Source organism: Nocardia albiluteola (genome assembly GCF_018860155.1).
GTDB classification, from domain to species: Bacteria; Actinomycetota; Actinomycetes; order Mycobacteriales; family Mycobacteriaceae; genus Nocardia; species Nocardia albiluteola.
The window spans coordinates 253,688-276,411 of the sequence record NZ_JAHKNI010000008.1 but is presented as its reverse complement, the minus strand read 5'-3'; the positions used below and the strand labels follow the sequence as shown (position 1 = coordinate 276,411).

The following is a 22,724-nucleotide window of genomic DNA, read 5'->3' as shown; positions in this document are numbered from 1 at the left end:
ACCCGGAATCTGGTCATCGTCGGGGCCAATCTACGCGGACTCGGCCTTTCGGCGTTAACGGACTGTTGACACGTCCGGCGCAGGATCGTCGGGTTTGCTGACGAATCCCCTACGCCGGCGGCTGGCACTCCATAGCGGAGACTGACAAATCTGGCAAGTGTGACGAGCATCACAAAAGTGGGTATCGCCACTGGTCGGACGGTGCGCCTCACCCGTCTCGCGGCACTGGTCGCCGTTTGCTGAGGATGAAAACCGGGTAAACGTGGCATTCGTTGCCATTCTGTTATCAGAGAGGTGACGAAAGACACTATGCACCGCGGCGATGCGGTGTGCCGAAACCACGGGGAGAGGAGTTCGCGTGACATCCCGCGACCCGCAACCACAACAACGACGTTCCGTGGCCGCGGCCGCGATGGGCAATGCCACCGAATGGTTCGACTACGGCGTCTACGCGGCCACTGCGACCTACCTCACCCACGCGTTCTTTCCCGGACTCGGCACCGCATTCACCATGCTGGGCTTCGCCGTGTCGTTCGTGCTGCGCCCCTTCGGCGGCATGGTGTGGGGCCCGCTGGGCGACCGCATCGGGCGCAAGGCCGTGCTGGCGACCACGATCCTGCTGATGGCCGGGGCCACGGCGTGCATCGGCATCCTGCCCACCCACCATCAGGTGGGCGTGCTGGCCCCGATCCTGCTGTTCGCGCTACGCATCGTGCAGGGCTTCTCCACCGGCGGCGAGTACGGCGGCGCGGCCACGTTCATGGCCGAGAGCGTCGAGGACCGCCGGCGTGGGTTCCTGGGCAGCTTCCTGGAATTCGGCACCCTGACCGGCATCGTCGGCGGCACCGCGCTGGTCCTGGCGCTGCAGGTGCTCCTGGGCGACAGCGCCATGCAGAACTGGGGCTGGCGCATCCCGTTCCTGGTGGCCCTGCCCCTGGGCCTGGTCGGCTGGTATCTGCGCAGCAAGCTCGACGAGAGCCCGGTGTTCATCGAGGTCGCCGAGAGCACCGAGCAGCCCCGGCCGCGCGGGCTGGCGGCGGTGACGCGATCGCTCGTCTCGACGCTGGGGAACCTGATCACCCACTATCCGCGCGAGCTGTTCACCCTCGCCGGACTGGTCATCGCGCTGAACATCGCCGACTACACGCTGCTGTCCTATCAGCCCACCTACCTCGAGCAGACCATCCACATCAGCGACTCCACCACCACCGCCATGGTGCTGGTCGGTCAGCTGGTGATGATGCTGGTGCTGCCGGCCTCGGGGGCGCTGTCGGACCGGGTGGGCCGGCGCCCGATGTGGCTGGTGTCCCTGGTCGGGCTCGCCGTGCTGGCCGTGCCCATGTACTGGCTGATGGGCCAGGGAATCGGCTGGGCCATCTTCGGTTTCGTCGTGCTGGGCCTGCTGTTCGTGCCGCAGCTGTCCACCATCTCGGCGACCTTCCCGGCGATCTTCCCCACCCAGGTGCGGTATGCCGGATTCGCGCTGTCCTACAACCTGTCGACCGCGATCTTCGGCGGCACGGCCCCGTACATCGACCAGGCCGTCATCGACGCCACCGGCTGGAAGCTGTTCCCGGCCTTCTTCATGGTCGCCGGCTGCCTGGTCGGCCTGGTGTCGTGGGTGTTCCTGCGCGAGACCAAGGGCGTCTCGCTGCGCGGCACCGACACCCCCGCGACGGGGGAGCTCGCGGTGCAGCCCGCACCCTGACGGCGACCATCACCGAATCCGCGCATCGGGTGCGACTGTGCCTCCGATGCGCGGATTCGTCGTGCCGCAAGGCGATTCGATATTCACCGGACGTGCGGTCCGTGAGGCCCTCCGTCGTTGTGGGCTCGAGACAGGAGCGGCCCGGGTCGAGGGTGTTCATGCGCCGCGGCCGCCCGAGGTGAATTGTTGTGCGGCGGTGGCGATTACATCTCTCGACTCGACGATTAAACGTCACTGTGACGATTTGGTGAATGGCGAGCCTGGCCCGAGAGGGGAGTCGTCCATCATCGTGTCGACCGCTACCGACCCACGCGCGTCACCTGACGGGCGTGAGGCGCAGCCGTCATTGCGACACGGCCCGCGCGACGTCCGACATCGAAACCTGGTAAGGCGCACAACAATTGCCGCGGCCACTGAAAACCATTCTACCTGGAACGATCCACATGGGCCCTTCAGGCGCGGGCTCACACCACGTCTACGGCCGAGTTGCTACCGGGTGGTTGTACTGCGATCGCTCGCGGTGATCGGTATCATCAAACCTCGCAAACGCAAGCGTGCAAACTCAAATGTGCTGCCGTCGAACACATTTGATATGTCAAATGAAATCGCGTTGCTCGGCCGGCCGCACGCAGGCCGCAGCCTCGCGCGCATGGGAGGTTGGACGTGGTCGACTCGAACACCATCATGCGCTCGCATTTCCTCCACTCCGTCGGAGTATTCCCCCAGCTGCCCGCGATGACGGTCGCACGACCACCCGACTGAGCCGCTGCACCGATCCGGCCCGGCCCGCGTACCACCCTGCCGCGCCACGGATTCCGTCCCTGTTCCCCCCCGTGTCAAGGAGCCTTGCATGATGCTGCCGGAGTTGCCCGACCACGCTCAACGCTCCACCACCCCGCTCGCCCGCACAGAGGGCGAACTCGGGTGAGACTGTACTCACCCGAGTTCGCGGCAGACCCCCACGGCGCATATCGGAACATGCGCCGCGACCACGGCCCGCTGGTTCCGATCGACATCGCACCCGGCGTCCCCGCCACCCTCGTCCTGGGCTACCGCGAAGCACTACACATCTTCGGCGATCCCGCCCGATTCCCGGCCGACCCACGTCTGTGGGAGTCCCGCCAGGACAACGGCTGCCCCTACACCACCGCCATGGGCTGGCAACCCACCGCCGCCCGCACAGCGGGCGACGAACACACCCACTACCGCCACGCGGTCACCACCGCCCTCGACCGCGTCGATCTGCATGCGGTACGCAGCATGGTCGAACGGACCGCGATCACCCTCATCAACGATTTCTGCCGGAACGGTGCGGCCGACCTGCTCAACCAGTACGCGGTCCCACTCACCATCGAAATCGTCGACGAGCTCCTCGGATTCACACCTGAAACCGGCGACGCCATGTTCGACGCCATGATGACCCTGCGCGACAACTCCGCCCCGGCCCTCACCGCCCAGGCCGACGCCGTCATCACCGACTCCATGCGCGATCTGATCACCCTCAAGCGCGCCACACCCGGACACGACATCACCTCCTGGCTCCTGGCCGACCCCGCAGCTCTCGACGACGCGGAAACGGCGCACGCCATCGCCATGCTCTACACCGCCGGCACCGAACCGACCTGGAACCTGATCGCCAACACGCTGCTGCTGATGGTCACCGACAACCGGTTCGGCAGCGAACTCCTCGGCGGCGCCCTCTCCGCGCGCGACGCCATCGACGAAGCCCTGTTCGCCGACCCACCCCTGGCCAACTCCTGCATCACCTACCCGCGCCAACCCCAGCTCCTCGGCGACGTCTGGCTACCCGAACACCAACCCGTCGTCATCAGCCTGGCCGGCTGCCACGACGACCCCACCGTCCACGGCGAACGCACCGGAAACCGCTCCCACCTCGCCTGGGGCGCGGGCCCCCACGCCTGCCCCGCCCAATCGGTGGCCATGCTCATCGCCAACGAAGCCCTCGACCAGCTCCTGGACGCTCTGCCCGACCTCGAACTGGCCCAGCCCGCCACCGAATTGACCTGGCGCCCAGGCCCGTTCCATCGGGCACTGACCGCACTACCGGTCACCTTTCCCCCGTCCCTACCTCTCAACTATCTCTAACAAGGAGTACCCCCCGTGCCGTCACTGCAGCAGCCGCAAGAACCGCGTGCAGATGCCGCCCCACCCCGCCCGATCGAAGACCTCGGTCCACGGGTGCCCATCTACACCGAACAGTTCGCGGCCGACCCGCACGGCACCTACCGCGAGATGCGCGACCGATACGGAACTCTCGTACCCGTGGAGATCTGGCCCGGCGTCCCCGCCACCCTGGTCATCGGATACTCCACAGCGGTGCGAATCCTCAACGACCCCGAACACTTCTCCGCCGACCCGCGCCCATGGGAAAAGACCATGCCCGCGAACCTGCCGATCATGCCGATGATCGAATGGCGCCCGAACGCCCTGCGCAGCAACGGCTCCGAACACGCCCGCTACCGCGCCGCCACCAACGACGCCCTGGGCGGAGTGAACCTGCACAGCCTGCACAGCATTGTCGAACGCGCGGCGATCCCCCTGGTCAACTCCTTCTGCACCAAGGGCACCGCCGACCTGCTGACCCAATACATCCAACCCCTGACCTTCACCGTCTTCAACGAAATGATCGGCTGCCCACCCCACATCGGACAGCGCGTTGCCGAGGCCTCCGCAGCCCTGTTCGAGGGTGTGGACACCGCGACGGTCAACGCCATGTTCGGCTCAGCCCTCATCGAACTCACCCAGAGCAAACGCGCCCAACCCGCCGACGACATCACCACCCGCCTCGTCCAGCACCCCGCCGAGCTCACCGACGAGGAAATGGTCCACCAACTCGTCACGATCTACTCCGCCAGCAGCGAAGGCCCCCAGAACCTCATCGCCAACTCCCTGCTGCTGATCCTCAGCGACTCCCGCTTCCGCAGCGACGACCTCGGCTTCGTGCCCGCCACCAGCGCCGCTCTCGACGAAACACTCACCACCGACCCGCCGATGGCCAACTACTGCATCACATACCCTCGCCATCCCATCCTGGTCGACAACGTCTGGCTACCCGCCAACCAACCCGTCTTCACCAGCATGGCCGCCTGCAGCAGCAGCCCCGAGATCAACACCGGCGACTTCAACCGCAACGGCTGGAACCTCGCCTGGGGTGCGGGCCCCCACGCCTGCCCCGCACACGCCCGCTCAGCCGCCTACGCAATCGCGCAGAACGCCATCGACCAACTACTGGACCTGCTGCCCGAAATCGCCCTGGCGATGCCCGCCAACGAACTCATTTGGCGCCCCGGCCCCTTCCACCGCGCCCTGGCAGCGCTACCGGTCGTCTTCCCGCCGACCCCGCCGCTGCAGATCGGAGAAAGGATCGCACCCATGAGATAGCTCCCACACGCTGATCGCAATCACCGCCCGGCAGCGCCTACAGGCCTGCCCGGGCACGAAACACGCTCTGCGCGACAACAACCCGCCACCGGCGACAGGGACCACTGCGCGCGGAGACCGGCAGGATCACGGGGTAAGCACAATGACAACCACAGACCTGGACTTCGGTACAACCGCCGGCACCGCCGGCACAGCACCCGATACCACGGTGACCGTCGAAGCGCTGCGGGAGGTGATCTTCGGCGAACACGGCGAGCTCTACCGACACGTCCGCGACGTCCTCATCGGACTCGCCGACACCCCACAGTACGGCCTCACCTTCGCCCAGCAAGCCGCTCTCTCACCCCCCATTCTGCGAGCCGCGATCGCCGGCCTCGGACGACCCGCACGCGAGATCGCCGCAGACACCCACCTGCGCGGCGCGCTCGCCGACTGGGCCACTGTCGCAGCCCCACGACTCATCCCGATCCTCACCGGACACTTCGACCTCGCGATCGGCGCCATCCTCACCCTCGGCGACGGATCGCCCTACCAGCAACACTGCCTCACCGAACTCGACACCGGCGCCGCGGTCGGCGTCCTCGCACTCACCGAACTCGGCGGCACCAACGGAGCCGACCAACAGACCACTGCGACCTGGGACCCCGCGAACGGCCAATTCCTGCTCCATACGCCGCGCGCCGAGGCCGCCAAATTCATGCCCAACGTCGCCGACCCCGACGTCCCCAAAAACGTCGTAGTCACCGCGCGCCTCATCGTCGACGGCCAGGACGAAGGCGTCCTTCCGTTCCTGCTGCAACTGCGCACCATCCACGGACTGGCCCCCGGCGTCGAGGTAGTTCGCCTGCCCGAGAAGGCAAACGGACCCATGGACCACGCCGTCATCCGGTTCCACCAGGTCCGGGTGCCGCGCGAGGCACTCCTCGGCGGCGACTGGGCCCGCATGCACCCCGACGGTCGATTCGAATGCGCCCTGCCCACCCGCAAACGATTCCACCGCGCCATGGGCGGCCTCGACAACGGCCGCCTCGACCTGGCCACCTCCGCCGCCGCTACCGCCCGCGCCGCTCTGGCAGGCCTGGTCAACTACTCCCGGCAACGCCAACCCGGCGGCGGCACCCGCATGTCCGACCGCGACGCCGTCCAAGCCGACCTAGCCACCGGCCTGGCCAGCTCCTACGCCACCAGCGTGCTCGGACGACATCTACGCACCCTCCGCGCAACCAATGGCAGCGACCCACTCCAGGTCATCCTCTCGATGCTCGCCAAACCACTGCTGTGCGACACCGCACACGACATCGTGCGCACCTGCATCCAGCGCGCGGGCGCACAGGGCGCACTGCGAGCCAACCACCTCACCGACTGGATGGCGGTCATCGAGGGCTTACGAGTCGCCGAGGGCGAGAACCAGATCATGCAGGTCACCGCTGGCAAGGCCCGCATCGACCTCACCGCGCTCCGGCTCCCCGGTACACCGGACACCCTACCCTGGTACATCGACATGCTCGCCGACCGCGAACGCCGCATCGCCCACGGCAATCGCACCGGCTATCACGACCCCGCCGCCACCGCCCTGGGCCCGGACTCGGCGGCGATCGAACTGTCCACCGCGACCGGTGAACGCCTCGCCGCCACGGCCCTTTTCATCACCGCCGCCTCGACAGCCGACCCCGCCGCCGCAAGCCTGGCCACCTCCGCCGCGGCCGCGTACGCCCTGGAACGCATCCACGCCCGCGGTGCCTGGTACACCGCGCACCCAGACATGCCCCGAGTCACCGCGGAACTACGCCGCCACCGCGCCGGGCTCATCGCCAACCTACCCATAATGGTCGCCGCGTTCGACATACCGGCTCTGCCAGGACCGATCTTCCGGCGCGATTACGTGCGTGCCTGGCAGCAGGAGATCGGTTGGGACGACGCCGAACTCACCACCATCCCACCCGCGGACCCGATCCACCAGCAAAGCGGATCCGCCTTCCGGCGGGCCATGCGGTCCGTCTTCGGACCGTCCTCGCAGTAGACCCGCACCACCGCTGTGCCGTCGTCCCGGCCTGTACACCCGGGACGACGGCACAGCACAACCGGACTGGAGCGGGCCTCCCAATTCATCACCAATGCCACAGTGTGACTTTTCGGGTCGGGTGCTACCCGGTCTCACCCCAGGTGCGGACATCCGGGGGAGCGGCATCGCTAGAAAATCCATGGCCTCCGCACTCATGTCGTGGTCGGCGGCAGTTGATACGGCGTCGGCGAGGCCCTCGATCAGCTCCTGGACGCCCTCCCCGACCTCGAGCTGGCCCACCCTGCCAGCGAATTGGCCTGGCGCCCAGGGCCATTCCATCGCGCGCTGACGGCGCTGCGGGTCACCTTCCCCCCATCGCCACCGCTGAACTACTTGCCGGACACCGATCCCGTAGTGGCGGCGCGGCCGTGGTGAGGTCGCACGCGCCGGCAACACCGAAACGGTGACACTCCGGGAGGGCGCCCCTCAGGCACCCTCCCGGAGTCTCTACTCGGGCCCGAGACGGGCTGTCTGAGCGCGCGGAACAGACTATGCAACGCCAACAACAGATTTCGAGCGGTGACGGGTGCTGCTGGTCGAGTGCGTCACAAATGTCGTCGCGGGTGATCGAGGCACATCGGCTCGGATATCCAAAGGATTGATAACCATACCGATCGCAGCTACCGAGCATCGGCCAATTCGCATTCAGTACCTGTAACATCAAGTCCGGTAATGGAATTGGCAATGTGGGTAGTAGCACGGTGGCGGATGACCTCGGGCGGGCAACGGCCTGATGGCCAATGGGCGCGGTACAGCGCCCGACGGCACTTACGGGGCGTGATCACGCCCCATCCAGCTCCTTGATGTGTCATAAGTGATTGGCCAGTGGCTTTGGGGTGGAGCGCGTCTCGGCGCAGGACCCGAGGGTGACGTGCATCGCTGGCGCGGGGCATCTGTCGGACATGCTGTTTGGGTGGCCCATGTCCGCCCTGGAACGTTCGGCACGCCAAGGGCGTTTCAGTAAGCCTGCCCATCGTCTCCGGGCACTGGGTTGTCCGGCCCTCCGGCCCGGAGCTGCGGCTACATCATCATCAGTTTCGTCTCGATCGGCGTGAAGTTCACGGGCATCTCGACCAGTGCACGGTGGAAGGGGCCCGGCCGCCACTTCAACTGCTCGGGCTCGATTGCCAGCTGGATTTCACCCACACGGTCGAAGAGTTGGTCGATGGCGTTCTGGACGGTCTGGTAGGCCACGTCTTTGGCGGGGCAGGCGTGCGGGCCGGTGCTCCAGGCGAGGTGTGAGCGGTTGCCGATGCTCTTGGTGCCTTCGCCGCGCTCACGAGGGTCGTTGTTGCATGCGGCGAGGCTGATCAGTACAGGCTGGTCGGCCGGTAACCACACGCCGTCGATCTGGATGGGTTGCCGCGGATAGGTGGTGCAGAAGTTCGACATCGGCGGGTTGTTGAACAAGACCTCATCGAGCGCATGGGCGGTCGACAGGTTGCGGCCTTCCTCGGTGGTCTGGAATCGCGGATCGGTGAAGATGAGCAGCAGCGCATTGGCCAGAAAGGTGCGCTGAGCCTCGAATCCCGCACCGTAGAAGCTCATCAGCTGCGCGAATACCTCGTCATCGTCGAGGCCGTTGGGGTGATGAGCCAGGTGTGAGGTGACGTCGTCGCCGGGGTGCTCGCGCTTGAGCGCGATCAGCTCCATCAGCGCCTGCTTGAGCATCACCATGCCTTGCTTGGCCTTGACGCGGTCGGAGTCGAAGCGATCGGCCATACCGACTGCGACCCGCTCGCCGATCTCGCCGGGGCAACCGCACATCTGATTGAGCACGTCGAGTATCAGAGGGAACGCGTACTGCATCACCAGGTCCGCGCTGCCGTTTTCGCAGAATGATGCGATCACCGGGACAGCAGCCTTGTCGACCATGGCTCGGATGGCGGTCTGGTGGATGTTATCGATCGCCACCACCGATGGCTCGCGGTAGCGCAGATGGGTGGCGCCAGTGTTGTTGCGGGCCGCTGGCAGCCACCCCATCATCGGCAGGATCGGTGAATCAGCGGGAACACTCTTCTGCCAGGTGCGCGGATCAGCCGGGAAATGTTCCGGGTCGTTGAGGATGCGGACCGCGGCCTTGTAGCCGATACACAGGTAGGCCGGAACGCCCGGAGCCAATTCGACAGGAACCAACGTGCGTTCTTGCTTGCGCATCTGGTCGTAGGTCTTGTTGGGGTCGGCGACGAACTCGGGTGTATACATCGGGAACCGGTCCGGATCGACCTCCAACGATGCGCCGTGCTGGACGGGGCAGGTTCCGGTGGCCGTGGTGTGGGACTCGGGGACAGGTGACTGTGATGTGGTCAAAGACGTGACTCCGGACTGGAACAGGAATACGACGGGAAACTGATGCGATCACGGCAGGCTGGCGCGCTCACATGGGTAGCACGAGGACGGCCTTGTGCCGGATAGTCGCGGGGACCGATCGATAGCATGTGCTCAACTGTTGTGCGGTACTTGGCGCTTCGCCCACGCAAGCAACATAGCAGCGACGACGACGATAGGCTCGCAAACATGGGTGCTACGTTCACACCCCCACCGCTGGGTGCTGCCGCCCAAGGTCTTCGACGCCGGGCACGACTCACGCGAATACTACTGCGCCGCAGTGTATTCCGCGTTGCATTTCCGGTGCCTCGCATGAGTCGCGCGGAGGGTGAACGGTCAGTGCCCACGCACCCGTTGAGGTGCGTGACGGTCCGCGCGGATACTGATCGTAAAACGCTGCTGTACAACATGTTACGTTCTGGTAGGCCTACTCGGCGAAAGGGGATGACTTCCGACAACCGGATGCCGGACGCCATCCGTGGTTATCGAGTAGCGCTGTCCGGCTCAGCGTCGGTCAGCAAGGCAGCATCGCCCACGCCGTGCGGTTGTGTAGTAACGGGGGCGATCGTCCCGGCGGCATGTGCCGCGGGCGGGGTCTCGCGGGGGCTGTGAGCCATGCCGAGCACGCGGAGTATCGGCGCGGTCGATGCAGTTGTCACCAGTGCCATGACCACCAGCAGCGAATACAGCTGGGCTCCGATCAGCCCGGTGGTCAAGCCCACGGACAGGATCACCAGCTCGGTCAGCCCCCGCGTGTTGAGCAACGCTGCCACCGCGGCTGCTGGTCTTGCCTGCATCCCGGTAAGGCGGGCGGCGAGGTAGACGCTGCCGATTTTGCCCAGCACCGCGGCGGCGATGATGATCACGAGTTCACCGATCGCGGTCGAGTCGATCGAGCTGAGATCGACGGCCAGGCCCGCGACGACGAAGAACCCGGGTAGCAGGATCGCGCTCAGGACGTGTACGCCGGATTCCACGGTTCGGCGGCGTTCGCGGGGGAAGATGACCCCGAACGCGAAAGCGCCGAAGATCAGGTGCAATCCGATCCATTCGGTGATCGCCGCGACGGCCAGCGCGCCACTGATGCCGAGCACGATCATCGTGTGGGCGGTGCCGACCTGGGAGATCCGCTCCAGCATCGGCCGCAGAACCCACCACAGCAGCCCGACAAGAGGGATGAGCAGGGTCAGCCGCCACGGGGTGCTACCCGGATGTGCCAGTGCCAGGACCACGGCCAGTACCGTCCACGCCGCGATGTCTACCAGCGCCGCGCATGCCAGGCTGATCTGGCCGATCTCGGTGTGTATCAGGTTGCGGTCGTGCAGGATCCGGGCCAGCACCGGGAAGGCGGTCACGGCCAGCGCGCAGCCGATGTAGAGGGCGAAGTGTAGCCGGTGGCCGGTCTGGTAGCGCGTCAGGACGGTGACCGCGAGGCCGCTGCCCAACACGAATGGCGCTATATAGGCCACCGCCGACACTGTGGGGATCGAGCGGCGAGCACCGGTGAAGATGCCGCGATCGAGTTCCAGGCCGGCGGCGAACATGAACACGGTCACGCCGATATTGGCCAGCAGATTGAGGGAAGAGCGGGCGTCTTGCGGGAACAGTATCGAGGACAGGTGATGCCCGATGATGGCGGGGCCGGCCAGGATTCCGGCCGCGATCTCGCCGATCACCGGTGGTTGGCCGAGCTTCTCGGCCAACCATCCCAGGATGTGGGCCGCCGCCATGATCAGGACCAGGTCCAGCAGGACCGTGACGGTGGGAAGGTTCAACTCTGGCATCTCCTACTCGGGCCCGCTGCGGGAGTACTGGACGGTGCGGTAGCAGGGTTCCAGGTGAGGTCGCGCTCCGCAGGGTCGGGTTCGTCGCGCAGCTCGGGTTCGGGCAGCCACACCATGGCCTGCTGTGCCGGGACGATGTCCGGGTTGAATGCCTCGCGAATCCAGCACACGGGGCGGTCACCCAATGACATCACGTACGCCCGGGCAGCGCAGGCACGCCCGTCCGGCCACGTCCTGGCGCCCGCCCACAGGATCCGGCGGCGCTGGCTCAGGCCGCGGGCGATCAATCCGTGCCCGATCGAGGTACCCAGATCGGCCAGCCCGCTCGTGTGAGCCGGTTGTGCCACGGCCGCAACGTAATTGATCGACACAGTCTGCTCGGGAGTGGCCAGGCACGAGCGCCGGATCAAGGCACGGTCGGCTACCCGCAGCTGGAGAACACCGGCAATGAACGCGGGCACCACACGGGCGGGAACCTCGTCCTGACGTATGACCCGCACGCTCAGACCATCCGCGAGCAGGTGCTCGAGTGCCGTGGTCGTCAGATTCTCACTCGCCAGCAAGGCTCGGGTCGTGGGGTGGTGGAAGCGCTGGATCTGTGCGGCCGTGTTCGTCCGGAACCCCGGCCCGTTGGGCGATGGTTCGCCCAACGGGCCGGGGGAGTGGGTGATCGTCACGGCCGACTCCATCTATCGGTTCGCACCGGGGAGTCCTGGTGACCGCGCCGCTAGTGCGCGGCGGCGCCGTGGCGCGGCGGCAGGACCGGGCGGGCCACCGCATCCCGTTCGGCGTCCGTGCGTGCGCGGGTGGTCAAGCCGAACACCGGTTCGGTCGTGATCCGGATCTCGCCCATGTCGGTGTCCACCAGCGGGTCGCGCCAGTGATCCCAGACCGGTGACATGTCCAGTCCGCCCATGTATTTGATGTTCACCCCGTCGGTGTCCGGGGCGGTATGCAGACGCTCGGCCTCGGAGGCGATGACCTCGGTGCCGGTCCGCTCCTGCGTGCCGGTGGTCTCTCCGACATCGGTCAGCCCGGCCATGATGCGCGTGAACGACTGCTCCGGCGAGTCGCCGTCGTAGACGTCGGTGAGCCGGTGAGCGTGTGCGAAATACTCCTCGGATCCGATGTAGTGCTCGTACATGCGTGAGACCAGCGATAGGAACCGGGTGTAGCCGCGGCGGAAAGTGTATTCGTAATAGGCCAGGGCGTCGGCTTCGCTCATCTCACCGCGCAGCGTGGTCGCGATCGCGGCCGCGGACACCAGCCCCGAATAGGTCGCCAGGTGCACGCCGGTGGACAGCAGCGGATCCAGGAAGCAGGCAGCGTCACCGACCAGGACGTAGCCGGGCCCGCAAAACCGGTCCGCGACATACGAATAGTCCTGCTCGGCCTTCACCTCGGCGACCTGCTGCGCGCCTTCGAGCATTGCGCTCATCGGCTTGCTGGCTGCGATGGTGTCCAGGTAGTAGGACTCCCGCGAGTCATAGCCCCGTAACTTCTCCGATGCCAACCGCGCGGACACCACGTAACCGACGCTGTTGCGACCGTCCGCCAGGGGGATGTTCCAGAACCAGCCACCCTCCTCGGTGGACGCGACGTTGATCGCGCCCTCGGGGCTGTCGGGGTGCAGGTGCGCACCCTTCCAGTACGACCAGACCGCGACGTTGCGGAAGGCCGGGTGCTGGCGGCGCATGCCGAAGTGCTTGGCCAGCAGTCCGTCTCGGCCCGTCGCGTCGACGAGGAAGTCGAACTCGAGCGTATGGACGGTGTCGTCACCGGCCTGGACCCATTCCGCGGCGATCGGGCGCTCACCGTCGAACACGATCCCGGTGACCTTCGCCTGCTCGATCACCTTCGCGCCCTGCTCGGTGGCGTTGCGCAGCAGCAGGTCGTCGAACGTCGCCCGGTCTACCTGCCACGACCACGCCTCGGCGTCGACCAGCTTGCTCCAGTCCAGCAGCCAGGTGTCGTGCTGCCACTGGAAGTAGCCGCCCCGCTTGATCTGGAAGCCGTGCGCGGCAACCTTGTCGTAGGCGCCGGATATCTGCAGGGTGGACAGGCACGAGGCCAGCAGCGACTCTCCGATGTGGTACCGCGGGAACGTATCCCGCTCCAGGAGGGTCACCTGCACTCCGGACCGTGCAAGCAGCGCAGCGGCGGTCGAACCCGACGGACCTCCGCCTACCACCAGAACATGTGGATTTTCCCTGGTCCCCATAGCAACTCCCTGGAAAGTGCGAACAGATCGTGCACCGCATCGTGCCTGGTCACGCGTCAGATGACAGAATCCCAACTTCCGTAGCCGTTGGTTAACTCGCTGACGGCGCACGGGATTCAGATTAACAGGTGATCTTGAAACATCAAGCGGAACAGTAAGTTCAAATGCAATCACACTGGTTGCATTCGATAGCTAAAAGTTAGCCACTGACCCAGTGGGGTATCGCTGGCAATGACACGCAGGCAAGGTGTCACGACAGTGGGGCTGTATTATGTTGCGGTGGTGCCGATTTCGGCGAATCGCCAAGAAGGGGGAGGCGTCGGCAATAGACAGAAGGGCCGTGGTCAGAGCTGGTTCGTCATGCATCACCTCATTTCCCGGCGCGTCCATAGTATGACGTTTGTTCGATTTCCGGGGTGCGTAGACCGGCAACCGGGCAGATACGCCTCGTGTGCGCTGGTCGAGCGGGGTGTACGCAGAGCTCTTGCGGCCGAACACGATTGCCGCCCATACACGCGGACGGGCCGCGGCGAAAATCGGTCAGAGGCCCTGACATGCTTCGCCGCGCCCCACCGCGCACAGAGCTATCCGGCAGTCGCCTCGGCGGTCAGCTTCGCCATCGTGGTCGCGGCCCGTTGCGCATCGGCAACATTGCACCGGCCCAGACCGCACGCGGTCGCGACCCCGTAGGCGGTACGGCCGGCCGCTTCTTCGAACATACTCAGCGCATGGGCGCTGTCATCGCCGGATCTCGGCGACACCACACCGGCGATGATGTTCCACTCCGGGTCGAGCCGCCGCAGAGGTGCGTAGAACGTGGGGGCCGCAGGAGCCGGTTCGGCACCGAACGCACACGGAATATGCACGGCGGGAAGGGGAGTGCCGTGATCGCGCAGGTGCCGCGCCGTGTGGTTCAGCAGAGTCACCGCCGGCGCCAGCGAGCGCGGACTCAGCAGCGACTTGTGCTGGTAATCGCCATAGCACAGGTGCAGGACACTGTGAGCCCCGATCTCGTGGATCCCGGTGAGCAGTGCGGCGAGTTGGCGAGCCAGCAGCGGCGCCGCGGCCCACTTAGCCCCCAGCTGATCAGCCTTGACCATGCCCAGCAGCGCGAACGGTGATTCCACCTGCCACACCACCCGGTCGCCGTAGCGGTCGTTCACCGCGGCGATCTCCTCGAGCACGGCCTCGGTGAACACCGGCAGCGCCCGCAAGGCGGCCACGATCAGATTCGATCGCCGCAGCGCCGGCCCGAGCGGGAATCCAGCCGACACCGCCGCACCAGCGAATACGAACATCGCCAGATCCAGCGGATTGGGTTGGCTCAGCTGCAGTTTCGTCTGCGCCAGCTCCGGTCGCTCGGCGCGCAGCCTATCGAAGGCAGCTACCACGGAACCGATACGTTCGAGCCGGTCCATCGACACGTGCCGCGGCTCCAGCTTCGCCCCGGGGCGCAGCCCGTAGCTGGGGAAGTCGCTGTAGTCCGCATACTCGCCTGCGCGGACGATCTCGAGAACATCGTCGTGTTCGCTGCGCTCATGGAGATACTGCAGGATCCAGTCCGGATCCAGGTCACAGGGCAACCCGGTCAGCCGACCACCAGTGCTGTCGGCGAACCACCGCAGCACCGCATCGTCCCCGGTCATCAACTCCTCCGGAACACTTCCCACAAAATGCGCATACCTGGTCATCGACACTCCTCAGTTGTTCCGTTGCCCGCTAACATTCTCAGCCGAATCGCTTGCCTGTGAAAGGATTCCGCGAACCAGGAGGTAGACGTGGCTACCGTGCGGCTGACAATGTAGCGGAAACGTGCACCAGGCATCGTATTTGCCCTCACAACGGGAGCATCATTGACCGTCGCGACGTCGAACAGGCCCGGAGTCAGCAGCATCGCCGGGTACTGCGTGAGAGCCACCAACCCCGGGACGCGCACGGCCGCCTGACAATCGGTAGCTCGGGTCCATAAAAACCTCACGCGCCGCAGAGCGTCACGTCAAGCCAACAACGCCCACTTACGTCACTGTGACGAAACGAAGGGTGCATAAACTTATGTATAAAACGCCGAATAAGGCCTTGGCGCTCACAGGTTCTTCCCGGATCAAGCTTCACACTCGGATGCCGTCAACTGCGATCGGACCAGTCTCGGCTTTTTCCGAATCGCGCACACTGTTGCACACCAACGCATTCCGCCCGCTCAGGCGATCCCGTTGTTACGCCGATAATTGACATTATGTAAAGCTACGAGGATGGGGGCAGTCGAGTGCCGCAGCTGATCAGGATCGCCGCGCTCCCCTGGAGTTACGCGCGAGTGCGGTTAACGCCGATGCGCCGCGGACGGACCGAGCCCATTCCTCTACGGGACGCCGTGACCAGGGCCGGAATCCTCCGGCCGTGCTGTTCCGTAAGTCGATCGGCTTACGGAACAGCCCAGGATGTCGTGGCGACTTTGAGCTGGCTCTCTCCGCCGGAGTTGACCAGCACAATCTTCGCGATCCCGACGCGCTATCCGCCTGCGTGTGGGGCGCGTGCAGCGGAGGATCCTTCTCGGAGGACCTCTCCGGTGAGGTTCCGGTTGGCGTCAGATCCCAGGAACACGATCAGGCGGGCGACATCGTCAGGATCGGACAGTCGCCGGGTCGGGGTGCCCGCGGCCAGCTTGGCGATCACGGCTTGGGGAAACACCGCGCTGGTTTCGGTGAGGGTGAACCCGGGGGCGACGACGTTGACCAGAATGCCGTCCCGGCCGCCTTCCCAAGCGAGACTGCGCGACAGGCCGTACAGGCCTGATTTGGCCGTGCCGTACGGGCCGGGTCCAGGGATCCCTTCCTCGGCCACGCTGGAGGAGATCAGCACGATGCGCCCCCAGCCGTTCCTGCGCATGCCGGGAAGCACGGACCGGATTACCGCCACGGTGCCGATCAGGTTGGCACCGATCATCCTGTGCCAGTGGTCGAGCGGCACATCCTCGAACCGCACGCTGGGGTCGGGCGGGGCGTCCCCACCCCAGTCGACCGCATTGGCAACGAGGACGTCGATATCGCCCCAGCGCTCGGTGACTGCTCCCACCGCCGCGGTAGCGGTGGCAGCATCGGCGAGCCGCAACGGCACGACCATCGCCTCCCCGCCAGCCGCCTCGACCGACGCGGCCACCGTCTCCGCGCCCGCCTGGTCGGTGTGATAGGTGATCACCACCCGAGCCTGCTCGGCCCCGAACGCGCGAGCCGTGGCAGCGCCGATGCCTTTGGAGGCTCCGGTCACCAAAACCACGCGGCCCTTCATTCCTGTATCCATGTTTCTCCGATTTCCAGTGTTTTCCCGGGCTCGTGAGCGACCGCTCGAAAGTTGTTGCAGGAGTTGGCTCAGCTCGACAGTGGGACCCGTTGGCCGATCGAGGCCGCGAGCGCGGCAGCGGCTTCCGATGCGGCAGCTCGTGACGCCTGATGAGCGTGTTCGAACTCGGCCAGGAACGGGACGTGCAGTGCATTGGTCAGTTCCGTATGGATGAAATGCAGATCCGTGAGCCCGAGTGTCTCGAAGTAGGCCCGCAGGTAGGGCTCCTGGTAGTCGTGCGCTGCACGTGGTGTTCCCGGCATGTACGAGCCGCCCCGGGCGGTGACCACGACCGCGGTCCGCCCGGCCAGCGGCAGCCAGGGAAAAGAGACCTGGTCGATCCACGCCTTGAGTGTCGACGGGAGCGAGAAGTTGTACATCGGGCTCGCGATCAGCAGCACATCGGCCGCCAGCAGTTCCTCGATCAGCGGCCGGCTCACCGCCCAGCTCCTCTCCTGTGCTGGGGTTCGCACCGCACTGGACATGTCGGCCAGCTTCCGGATCCCTGCGGCGGATGCCTGGATCGCGATCTCGGTGCGAGCCTCGTCGACCGGCGGCACGGGATCGGCACCCAGATCCCGGTAGGTGTAGTCGCCACCGGGGTGTCCGGTGCGCCACTCGGTGGCGAACACTCCGGCGACTTCGCGGGAGAAGGACGCTCTCCTGGCGCTGGAGTCGATGTGCAGCAGATTTGCCACGGTGTCTCCGATCCTTCAGATTACATAGCCGACCATATAATAGCCGACCGTATAATAGTCGGCTATGGAACAGCCTCGACCAGGATCAGGCCGCGACATCGCTCGCGGCGCTGGCCCCATCGGCTACGCCCTCGCACTCGCCGCCCGTGCACATCGGGCCGATCTGACGCGTCGGCTCGCCCGGCTCGGGCTGCATCCCGGCCAAGAGCTCATCGTGGTCGACCTCCACGAGAACCCCGGGTCGACGCAGGCCGAACTGGTAGAGCGCATGGGAATCGAGCAGCCCACTATCGCCAAGGCCATCAGCCGCATGGAGCGTTCCGGCTTCGTGGAGCGCACCCGCGACGACTCCGACCGGCGAGTCATTCGACTGCGTCTTTCCGCGCGAGGAGAACAGGCCGTCGAGCCGGTGCAAGCCGCATGGCGCGACGCCGAAACCGTGATCACGGGTCGGCTCAGCGCGGCCGAACGCCGGCAACTCATGAATCTGCTGCAAGGGATCGATGAACCGTGATTCCGGGAAACCGTGATCAGAAGAGGGTGTCGCGGACGCGGAGTGGCCGGTAGCCGGTGGGGCCGAGCCGGGCGAGTTGAGCGGTTCGGCGCATCTGCTCGACGGCGAGCCCGTAATACTCTGTGGTCCAGGCGATTACCGCGTTCGTGGCCAGGGTGAGGCACCAGGCTTGTTCTGTCCGTCCCTCGAGGTGCCGGGCGCGGACGCCACCGCGGTCAGGAGTTCCGCGGCGCGGCGGACGGCTGGGTTGGTGGCGGCGGTGGCGCGGATGGCTAGTCCGACGTGGCGGGTTGGCGTGGGGTCGGTCAGTGGGAGGATGCGGACTCCGGTGGGTGGGTCGACTGCGGCGAGGCGTGGGATCGCTGTGATGCCGATTCCGGTTGCTACCAGGGATAGTGCGGTGCGGTAGTCGGGGGTTTGGACTTGGAAGTTGGGGGTGATGTCGGCCTGGGCGCAGGCGTCCAGGAGGATGCGGCGGCAGGGGCCGTCGCCGGGTTCGTTGTCGATCCAGGCGTGCTCCCCCAGGTCGGCCAGTGGTACCGCGGGGGCCGCGGCGAGGGGGTCGTCGTGTCGGAGTGCCACGACGTACGGGTCGGCGGCCAGGCGGCGCAGGTGCGCGCTCGGTGGTGGTGGTTCGGCGGGGTTTTCGATGTAGATCTCGAGGTCGTGCTGACCGTCGGCGACTTCGATGAGGCGCAGGTCCAGGCGTAGGGCCGGGAATTCCGTGCGGAGGGTCTCGATGAGGGGTGGCAGCCAGGTGGCGCTGACGGAGGCGACGTAGCCGATCGACAGGCTGCCGATCCGCCCGGCCCGCAGGTCCTTGATAACGCCTTCGACCCGGCCCATCTCGTCGAGGAGGTTGGCGGACTCGGTGGCCAGTGCGCGGCCGGCGGCGGTGGGTTCGAGCCCGCGGCCTACCCGTTCGACCAGTTGCAGGCCGGTCTGCCGTTGCAGGGCCGCGAGCTGCTGGCTGGCCGCCGAGGAGGTGTAGCCGAGTGTCTCGGCGCTGGCTCGCAGGGATCCGGTCGCGATGACGGTGCGCAGCAATCGAAGGTGGGCGAGGTCGAGCATGCCTCGATCATACAGAATTGCTTAATGGTTATATAGAATTGTTCGCTTGTCCTGTTCGGTTCGGGCGGCGACGATGGTCGGGTGACGTACGAATCCCCCACCGCCGAAACGCCAGGTCCGAATCTCGCTTGCGGCCTACCGGCCGACACCGCGATCATCTCTGAGGTGAGTCCGACCCGCCCTCGCCTGCTGCCCGCCGGTGTCGATTACCCCAGTGCCGCGGCGGCCGCCGTGACGGTCGTGCTGTGGGCGTCGGCATTCGTTGCCATCCGTGACGCGGGGCCGCGCTTGTCCCCCACGCCGATGGCGTTGCTGCGGTTGGTGGTTGCCGCGGCGGCGCTGACCGTGCCGATGCTGGCTCGCAAGGGTCGGTTCGGCCACGTGCCGCGAGCGCCGAAGCCGTTGCTTCTGGTCGCGGCGTATGCGGTGCTGTGGCTGGCGGGGTACACGGTGGCGCTCAATACCGCCGAGCGTCATATGGATGCCGGGACCGCGGCGTTGCTGGTGAATCTGGCGCCACTGCTGGTGGCGTTCGGAGCGGCGGTGCTGTTCGGGGAGAAGCTGACTCGCTGGCTGGTGATCGGCGCGCTGGTTTCGCTGGCCGGTGTGGCGGTGATCGGTCTGGGTGGCGGTGGCGGTCACCGCGATTACCTGGGTGTGGGGTTGTGTCTGGCCGCCGCAGTGTTGTATGCGGCGGGTGTGTTGGTGCAGAAGCCCGCGATGCGGTACGTGGATCCGCTGACGGCGATCTGGCTGGGCTGCGTGATCGGCACGGTGGTGCTACTCCCCTGGGCCCCGCAGTTGCTGCACGAGGTGGCCGTCGCGCCGGCGCGCACGGTGATCGATGGTGTGTATCTCGGACTGTTCCCCACCGCAGTGGGTTTCACTACGTGGTCGTTCGCGTTGCGGCGCACCGATGCGGGGCGCCTGACCGCGAGTACGTATGCGGTTCCGGCGGTCTCGACGCTGATGTCGTGGCTGTTGCTGGGTGAGGTCCCCTCGATGTGGGCCTTTGTGGGGGGCGTGGCCTGCCTGGTCGGGGTCGGGATCTCGCGGCGCAAACCGCGTGCGCGGGTGGCGGTTTCACAGTCGGAGGTTCGGACCGCGGCGTAGCGCGGGTCAGGGCGTGGCGTCCTGCGTGGGGTACCTGTAGTAACGGCGCAGGTTCTCCGCCTTGCGGTGCCGGGACTTGGCCATCAGCTCCAGCAGGCTCGCGCCGGCCTCCCCGAGATGGGTGAGCCCGGAGTGCCGGAGTTCGTACAGGTCCCATCCGGTTCCGGGACCGTCGATTGCGGTGGCGGCGTCGAGCAGGTCGCGGGCCTGGTCGTAGGACAGCCTGGCCAGGCCGGTGTCGGGGCACACGTCCCAGTCGGACAGGTACTTCCCGGGCCCGGGCCGCCGGTGGGTCACGAACAGCGGGCCCGCGGTGCGGTCGCGGATCAGCCGGGGCAGCAGCCGGGCGGTGCCGGCGTCTCAGTACACGGTTTCGAGGACGTATTCGTGGTGGCCGGCGCCGCGGCGGCGGGTGCGCGGCTTGGCGCCCTTCGACTTCACCGAGCAGGACCGCCCGGCCAGGTCGAGATCTTCGATGTTGACCTGCAGCAGTTCCTCTGCCTGGGCGCAGGTTTCGTACAGCATCCGCCACAGCGTCTTTTCCCGCACGTGGATGTCGCAGCGGGAGATCGGCCGGTCGATCGCGGTCCGCGACCGGACCGGGGTGTCGGAGTCCGGCGGGGTGGACCGGCCCGCGGATGCCGGGACCGCCGGTGCGTCCCAGCCTTGTTCGCGGCACCAGGACAGCCACTTGCTGACCGCGGCCCGGCGCGCGTTCCGAGCTGGGCGAGTTCGGCGTCGATGTCGACCTTAGGGCCCAGATTGCGGAGCTGACCAGGTATGGGACCTCGACGCAGGAGACCTACGCCTACAGCCTGGTCGACCACCTGAACTGGCTGCATGCGAACAACCGCGAACCCGACACGATGACGCTGGATGATCTGCGCCGCTACATGAACGGAGTCACCGGCTAGGCCGACGGCGTCTACGGTGCGGTCTGGCGCCGGCCCGAGCAGAAGCCGATCGGCGGTTGCCGACACCAATAAATGTGATTAGTCTTCACATTGTGAATACTCATCACATTGGGGCGGTGCAGACGCCCTCACGCGCTGTATTGGTGACAGGCTGTTCGTCCGGGCTCGGGCGGGCCACGGCGCTGGCGTTCGCCGGAGCCGGGTTTCCGACGTGGGCTTCGGCGCGCCGGCTGGCTGATGTGCGAGAGCTGGAACAGGCGGGATGTCGAGTGCTGGAACTGGATGTGACCGACGAGCAGTCGCGTCGTGACGCGGTGCGGCAGGTCGAAGCCGAGCACGGCGCGGTGGGTGTGCTGGTCAACAATGCCGGTCACGGGGGCGGCGGGCCGGTCGAAGAGGTGCGCCTGGCGATGGTCCGGGAAACCTTCGAAACCAACGTCTTCGGGCTGATAGGGATGTGCCAGCTGGTGCTGCCGGGCATGCGCGCCCAGCGTGCGGGCACGATCGTGAACATCGGTTCGGCAGCGGGTCTGGTGACTCCGCCGACCGGGTGTCCGTATGCGATGACCAAATACGCGCTCGAAGCGCTCTGCGATGCCATGCGACCGGAGGTCACGCCCTTCGGCGTGCGGGTAGTGCTGATCGAGCCGGGCTCGGTACGCACCGAATTCCTGGCCAACAGCGCTCGTCACTCCCCTGCCGAAACCGGGACCGGTATCTACGAGGCCTACAAGAACAGCGTCGCCGCGATGACCGCGCGGGCACACCATGATCGCGCCCGTGGCGTGCTCGCCGCCGGCGATGTGGCCGAAGTCATCGTGAAAGCCGTCACTGCACGACACCCGAAGGCGCGGTACCGGATCGGCGCGCAGGCTCGGATCGCGCCCCTGGCCCGTCGGATACTCGGCGACCGCGGCTGGGACGCGGTCATGCGCAGGCTTGTCCCCTTCCCGGAACCGGCGTGAACGGCCGAGCCACGCGCGGAGGCCGATACCATCACGGGGATCTCCGCACTGCCCTGATCGACACCGCTGTCGAGCTGCTGGCCGAACAGGGCACGCAGGCTTTCACGATGGCTGAGGCGAGTCGCCGTCTCGGCGTCGCGGCTTCGGCACCCTACCGACACTTCCACGACCGGGACGCATTGCTCGCCGCGGTGGCGGTCCACGCCGCCGGGCTGCTGTCCCGCCGTCTTGCCGACATCGCGTCCCACCAGTCCGCGACCGATCGCCTGGCCACCGCCGCACACGTCTATGTGCGTTTCGCGTCGGAACACCGGCCGCTGTTCTCCGCTCTGACCGGGTCCGGGCTGGACAAAACCCGGCACGGTGAGATCGACATCGCCGCACAACCGATCCATGCGGCGTTCACCGCCCCCGCCACCGAACTCGACCCCGAGCACGCCGACCGCATTGCCTCGGCGATCGCGGCCACCGCACACGGTCACGCATTATTGTTGCTCGACAACGCCTTCGGAACAGACGAACACGCCTGCGACCGTGCTGCGGACCAGGCCGCCGCCACGGTGCGCGCACTCATCGCAGGACGAAAGGAACTCACCCGCGCGGCGCCGTGA

General features: G+C 66.5%; 18 protein-coding genes and 2 pseudogenes. 9 read left to right on the top strand and 11 right to left on the bottom strand.

Annotated features, from left to right (window positions below; all coding sequences use genetic code 11):
- The first annotated feature begins 322 nt into the window (after positions 1 to 322).
- The 5 genes and pseudogenes from KO481_RS24670 to KO481_RS43290 all read left to right on the top strand — a co-directional run.
- Entirely contained in the window at positions 323 to 1,708 is a 1,386-nt protein-coding gene (locus KO481_RS24670) for an MFS transporter (RefSeq protein WP_372452115.1), read from the top strand.
- 924 nt (positions 1,709 to 2,632) lie between these two features.
- Positions 2,633 to 3,814 carry a cytochrome P450 family protein gene (locus tag KO481_RS24665; RefSeq protein WP_215920074.1) on the top strand — a complete coding sequence of 394 codons (1,182 nt, stop codon included), beginning with the start codon at positions 2,633 to 2,635 and terminating at the stop codon, positions 3,812 to 3,814.
- A gap of 15 nt (positions 3,815 to 3,829) precedes the next feature.
- A complete protein-coding gene (locus KO481_RS24660; RefSeq protein ID WP_308166768.1) occupies positions 3,830 to 5,110 on the top strand; it encodes a cytochrome P450 family protein in 1,281 nt (426 codons plus the stop codon).
- 142 nt (positions 5,111 to 5,252) lie between these two features.
- Positions 5,253 to 7,130, top strand: coding sequence for an acyl-CoA dehydrogenase family protein (locus KO481_RS24655; RefSeq protein WP_215920073.1), 1,878 nt, complete (start codon positions 5,253 to 5,255; stop codon positions 7,128 to 7,130).
- Positions 7,131 to 7,361: 231 nt separating this feature from the next.
- Positions 7,362 to 7,547 (top strand): annotated as a pseudogene (locus tag KO481_RS43290) (hypothetical protein); the annotation flags it as partial.
- Between the two features lie 645 nt (positions 7,548 to 8,192).
- On the opposite strand, the gene KO481_RS24650 reads toward KO481_RS43290, so the two are convergent.
- From KO481_RS24650 to KO481_RS24620, 7 genes are all read right to left on the bottom strand, one after another.
- Entirely contained in the window at positions 8,193 to 9,404 is a 1,212-nt protein-coding gene (locus KO481_RS24650; protein ID WP_245401434.1) for a cytochrome P450 family protein, read from the bottom strand.
- Between the two features lie 578 nt (positions 9,405 to 9,982).
- Positions 9,983 to 11,275 carry a cation:proton antiporter gene (locus tag KO481_RS24645; RefSeq protein WP_215920069.1) on the bottom strand — a complete coding sequence of 431 codons (1,293 nt, stop codon included), beginning with the start codon at positions 11,273 to 11,275 and terminating at the stop codon, positions 9,983 to 9,985.
- A complete protein-coding gene (locus KO481_RS24640) occupies positions 11,272 to 11,961 on the bottom strand; it encodes a hypothetical protein (protein WP_215920067.1) in 690 nt (229 codons plus the stop codon). The genes KO481_RS24645 and KO481_RS24640 overlap by 4 nt, the downstream gene beginning before the upstream one ends.
- A 50-nt stretch (positions 11,962 to 12,011) precedes the next feature.
- Entirely contained in the window at positions 12,012 to 13,505 is a 1,494-nt protein-coding gene (locus tag KO481_RS24635) for an NAD(P)/FAD-dependent oxidoreductase (protein WP_215920066.1), read from the bottom strand.
- A 584-nt stretch (positions 13,506 to 14,089) separates the two neighbouring features.
- Positions 14,090 to 15,196 carry a hypothetical protein gene (locus tag KO481_RS24630; protein WP_215920065.1) on the bottom strand — a complete coding sequence of 369 codons (1,107 nt, stop codon included), beginning with the start codon at positions 15,194 to 15,196 and terminating at the stop codon, positions 14,090 to 14,092.
- A gap of 814 nt (positions 15,197 to 16,010) precedes the next feature.
- Positions 16,011 to 16,799 carry an SDR family NAD(P)-dependent oxidoreductase gene (locus KO481_RS24625; protein WP_215920064.1) on the bottom strand — a complete coding sequence of 263 codons (789 nt, stop codon included), beginning with the start codon at positions 16,797 to 16,799 and terminating at the stop codon, positions 16,011 to 16,013.
- Between the two features lie 68 nt (positions 16,800 to 16,867).
- The gene (locus KO481_RS24620) at positions 16,868 to 17,536 is read right to left on the bottom strand and encodes an FMN-dependent NADH-azoreductase (RefSeq protein ID WP_215920063.1); all 669 of its coding nucleotides are present in this window, start codon (positions 17,534 to 17,536) and stop codon (positions 16,868 to 16,870) included.
- Between the two features lie 64 nt (positions 17,537 to 17,600).
- Between KO481_RS24620 and KO481_RS24615 the strand changes: the two genes are divergently transcribed.
- A complete protein-coding gene (locus tag KO481_RS24615; RefSeq protein WP_245401433.1) occupies positions 17,601 to 18,050 on the top strand; it encodes a MarR family winged helix-turn-helix transcriptional regulator in 450 nt (149 codons plus the stop codon).
- Positions 18,051 to 18,066: 16 nt separating this feature from the next.
- On the opposite strand, the pseudogene KO481_RS44415 reads toward KO481_RS24615, so the two are convergent.
- Together KO481_RS44415 and KO481_RS24610 are read right to left on the bottom strand one after the other, a co-directional pair.
- Positions 18,067 to 18,261: pseudogene (locus KO481_RS44415) on the bottom strand (Tn3 family transposase); the annotation flags it as partial.
- Complete coding sequence (locus KO481_RS24610; RefSeq protein ID WP_215920061.1) at positions 18,186 to 19,121, bottom strand: LysR family transcriptional regulator; 936 nt, start codon at positions 19,119 to 19,121, stop codon at positions 18,186 to 18,188. The pseudogene KO481_RS44415 and the gene KO481_RS24610, both read right to left, overlap by 76 nt.
- A 165-nt stretch (positions 19,122 to 19,286) precedes the next feature.
- Between KO481_RS24610 and KO481_RS24605 the strand changes: the two genes are divergently transcribed.
- Entirely contained in the window at positions 19,287 to 20,234 is a 948-nt protein-coding gene (locus KO481_RS24605) for a DMT family transporter (protein ID WP_215920060.1), read from the top strand.
- A 6-nt stretch (positions 20,235 to 20,240) separates the two neighbouring features.
- Here KO481_RS24605 and KO481_RS43285 read toward each other — a convergent pair whose 3' ends face one another.
- Together KO481_RS43285 and KO481_RS43280 are read right to left on the bottom strand one after the other, a co-directional pair.
- Positions 20,241 to 20,531 carry a site-specific integrase gene (locus KO481_RS43285; RefSeq protein WP_245401432.1) on the bottom strand — a complete coding sequence of 97 codons (291 nt, stop codon included), beginning with the start codon at positions 20,529 to 20,531 and terminating at the stop codon, positions 20,241 to 20,243.
- Between the two features lie 63 nt (positions 20,532 to 20,594).
- The gene (locus KO481_RS43280) at positions 20,595 to 20,759 is read right to left on the bottom strand and encodes a site-specific integrase (protein WP_245401431.1); all 165 of its coding nucleotides are present in this window, start codon (positions 20,757 to 20,759) and stop codon (positions 20,595 to 20,597) included.
- A gap of 463 nt (positions 20,760 to 21,222) precedes the next feature.
- Between KO481_RS43280 and KO481_RS24595 the strand changes: the two genes are divergently transcribed.
- Both KO481_RS24595 and KO481_RS24590 read left to right on the top strand, forming a co-directional pair.
- On the top strand, positions 21,223 to 22,113 hold the full coding sequence (locus KO481_RS24595; protein ID WP_308166767.1) for an SDR family NAD(P)-dependent oxidoreductase: 891 nt from the start codon (positions 21,223 to 21,225) through the stop codon (positions 22,111 to 22,113).
- Positions 22,110 to 22,724 carry a TetR/AcrR family transcriptional regulator gene (locus KO481_RS24590; protein WP_215920056.1) on the top strand — a complete coding sequence of 205 codons (615 nt, stop codon included), beginning with the start codon at positions 22,110 to 22,112 and terminating at the stop codon, positions 22,722 to 22,724. The genes KO481_RS24595 and KO481_RS24590 overlap by 4 nt, the downstream gene beginning before the upstream one ends.

What these genes read in the sequence shown, in the direction of transcription:
- KO481_RS24670 (WP_372452115.1), top strand. Translation starts at nt 323, where the DNA reads ATGCGGTGTGCCGAAACCACGGGGAGAGGAGTTCGCGTGACATCCCGC.
- KO481_RS24655 (WP_215920073.1), top strand. Translation starts at nt 5,253, where the DNA reads ATGACAACCACAGACCTGGACTTCGGTACAACCGCCGGCACCGCCGGC.
- KO481_RS24635 (WP_215920066.1), bottom strand. Translation starts at nt 13,505, where the DNA reads ATGGGGACCAGGGAAAATCCACATGTTCTGGTGGTAGGCGGAGGTCCG.
- KO481_RS24630 (WP_215920065.1), bottom strand. Translation starts at nt 15,196, where the DNA reads ATGACCAGGTATGCGCATTTTGTGGGAAGTGTTCCGGAGGAGTTGATG.
- KO481_RS24625 (WP_215920064.1), bottom strand. Translation starts at nt 16,799, where the DNA reads ATGGATACAGGAATGAAGGGCCGCGTGGTTTTGGTGACCGGAGCCTCC.
- KO481_RS24615 (WP_245401433.1), top strand. Translation starts at nt 17,601, where the DNA reads ATGGAACAGCCTCGACCAGGATCAGGCCGCGACATCGCTCGCGGCGCT.
- KO481_RS24610 (WP_215920061.1), bottom strand. Translation starts at nt 19,121, where the DNA reads ATGCTCGACCTCGCCCACCTTCGATTGCTGCGCACCGTCATCGCGACC.
- KO481_RS43280 (WP_245401431.1), bottom strand. Translation starts at nt 20,759, where the DNA reads ATGCTGTACGAAACCTGCGCCCAGGCAGAGGAACTGCTGCAGGTCAAC.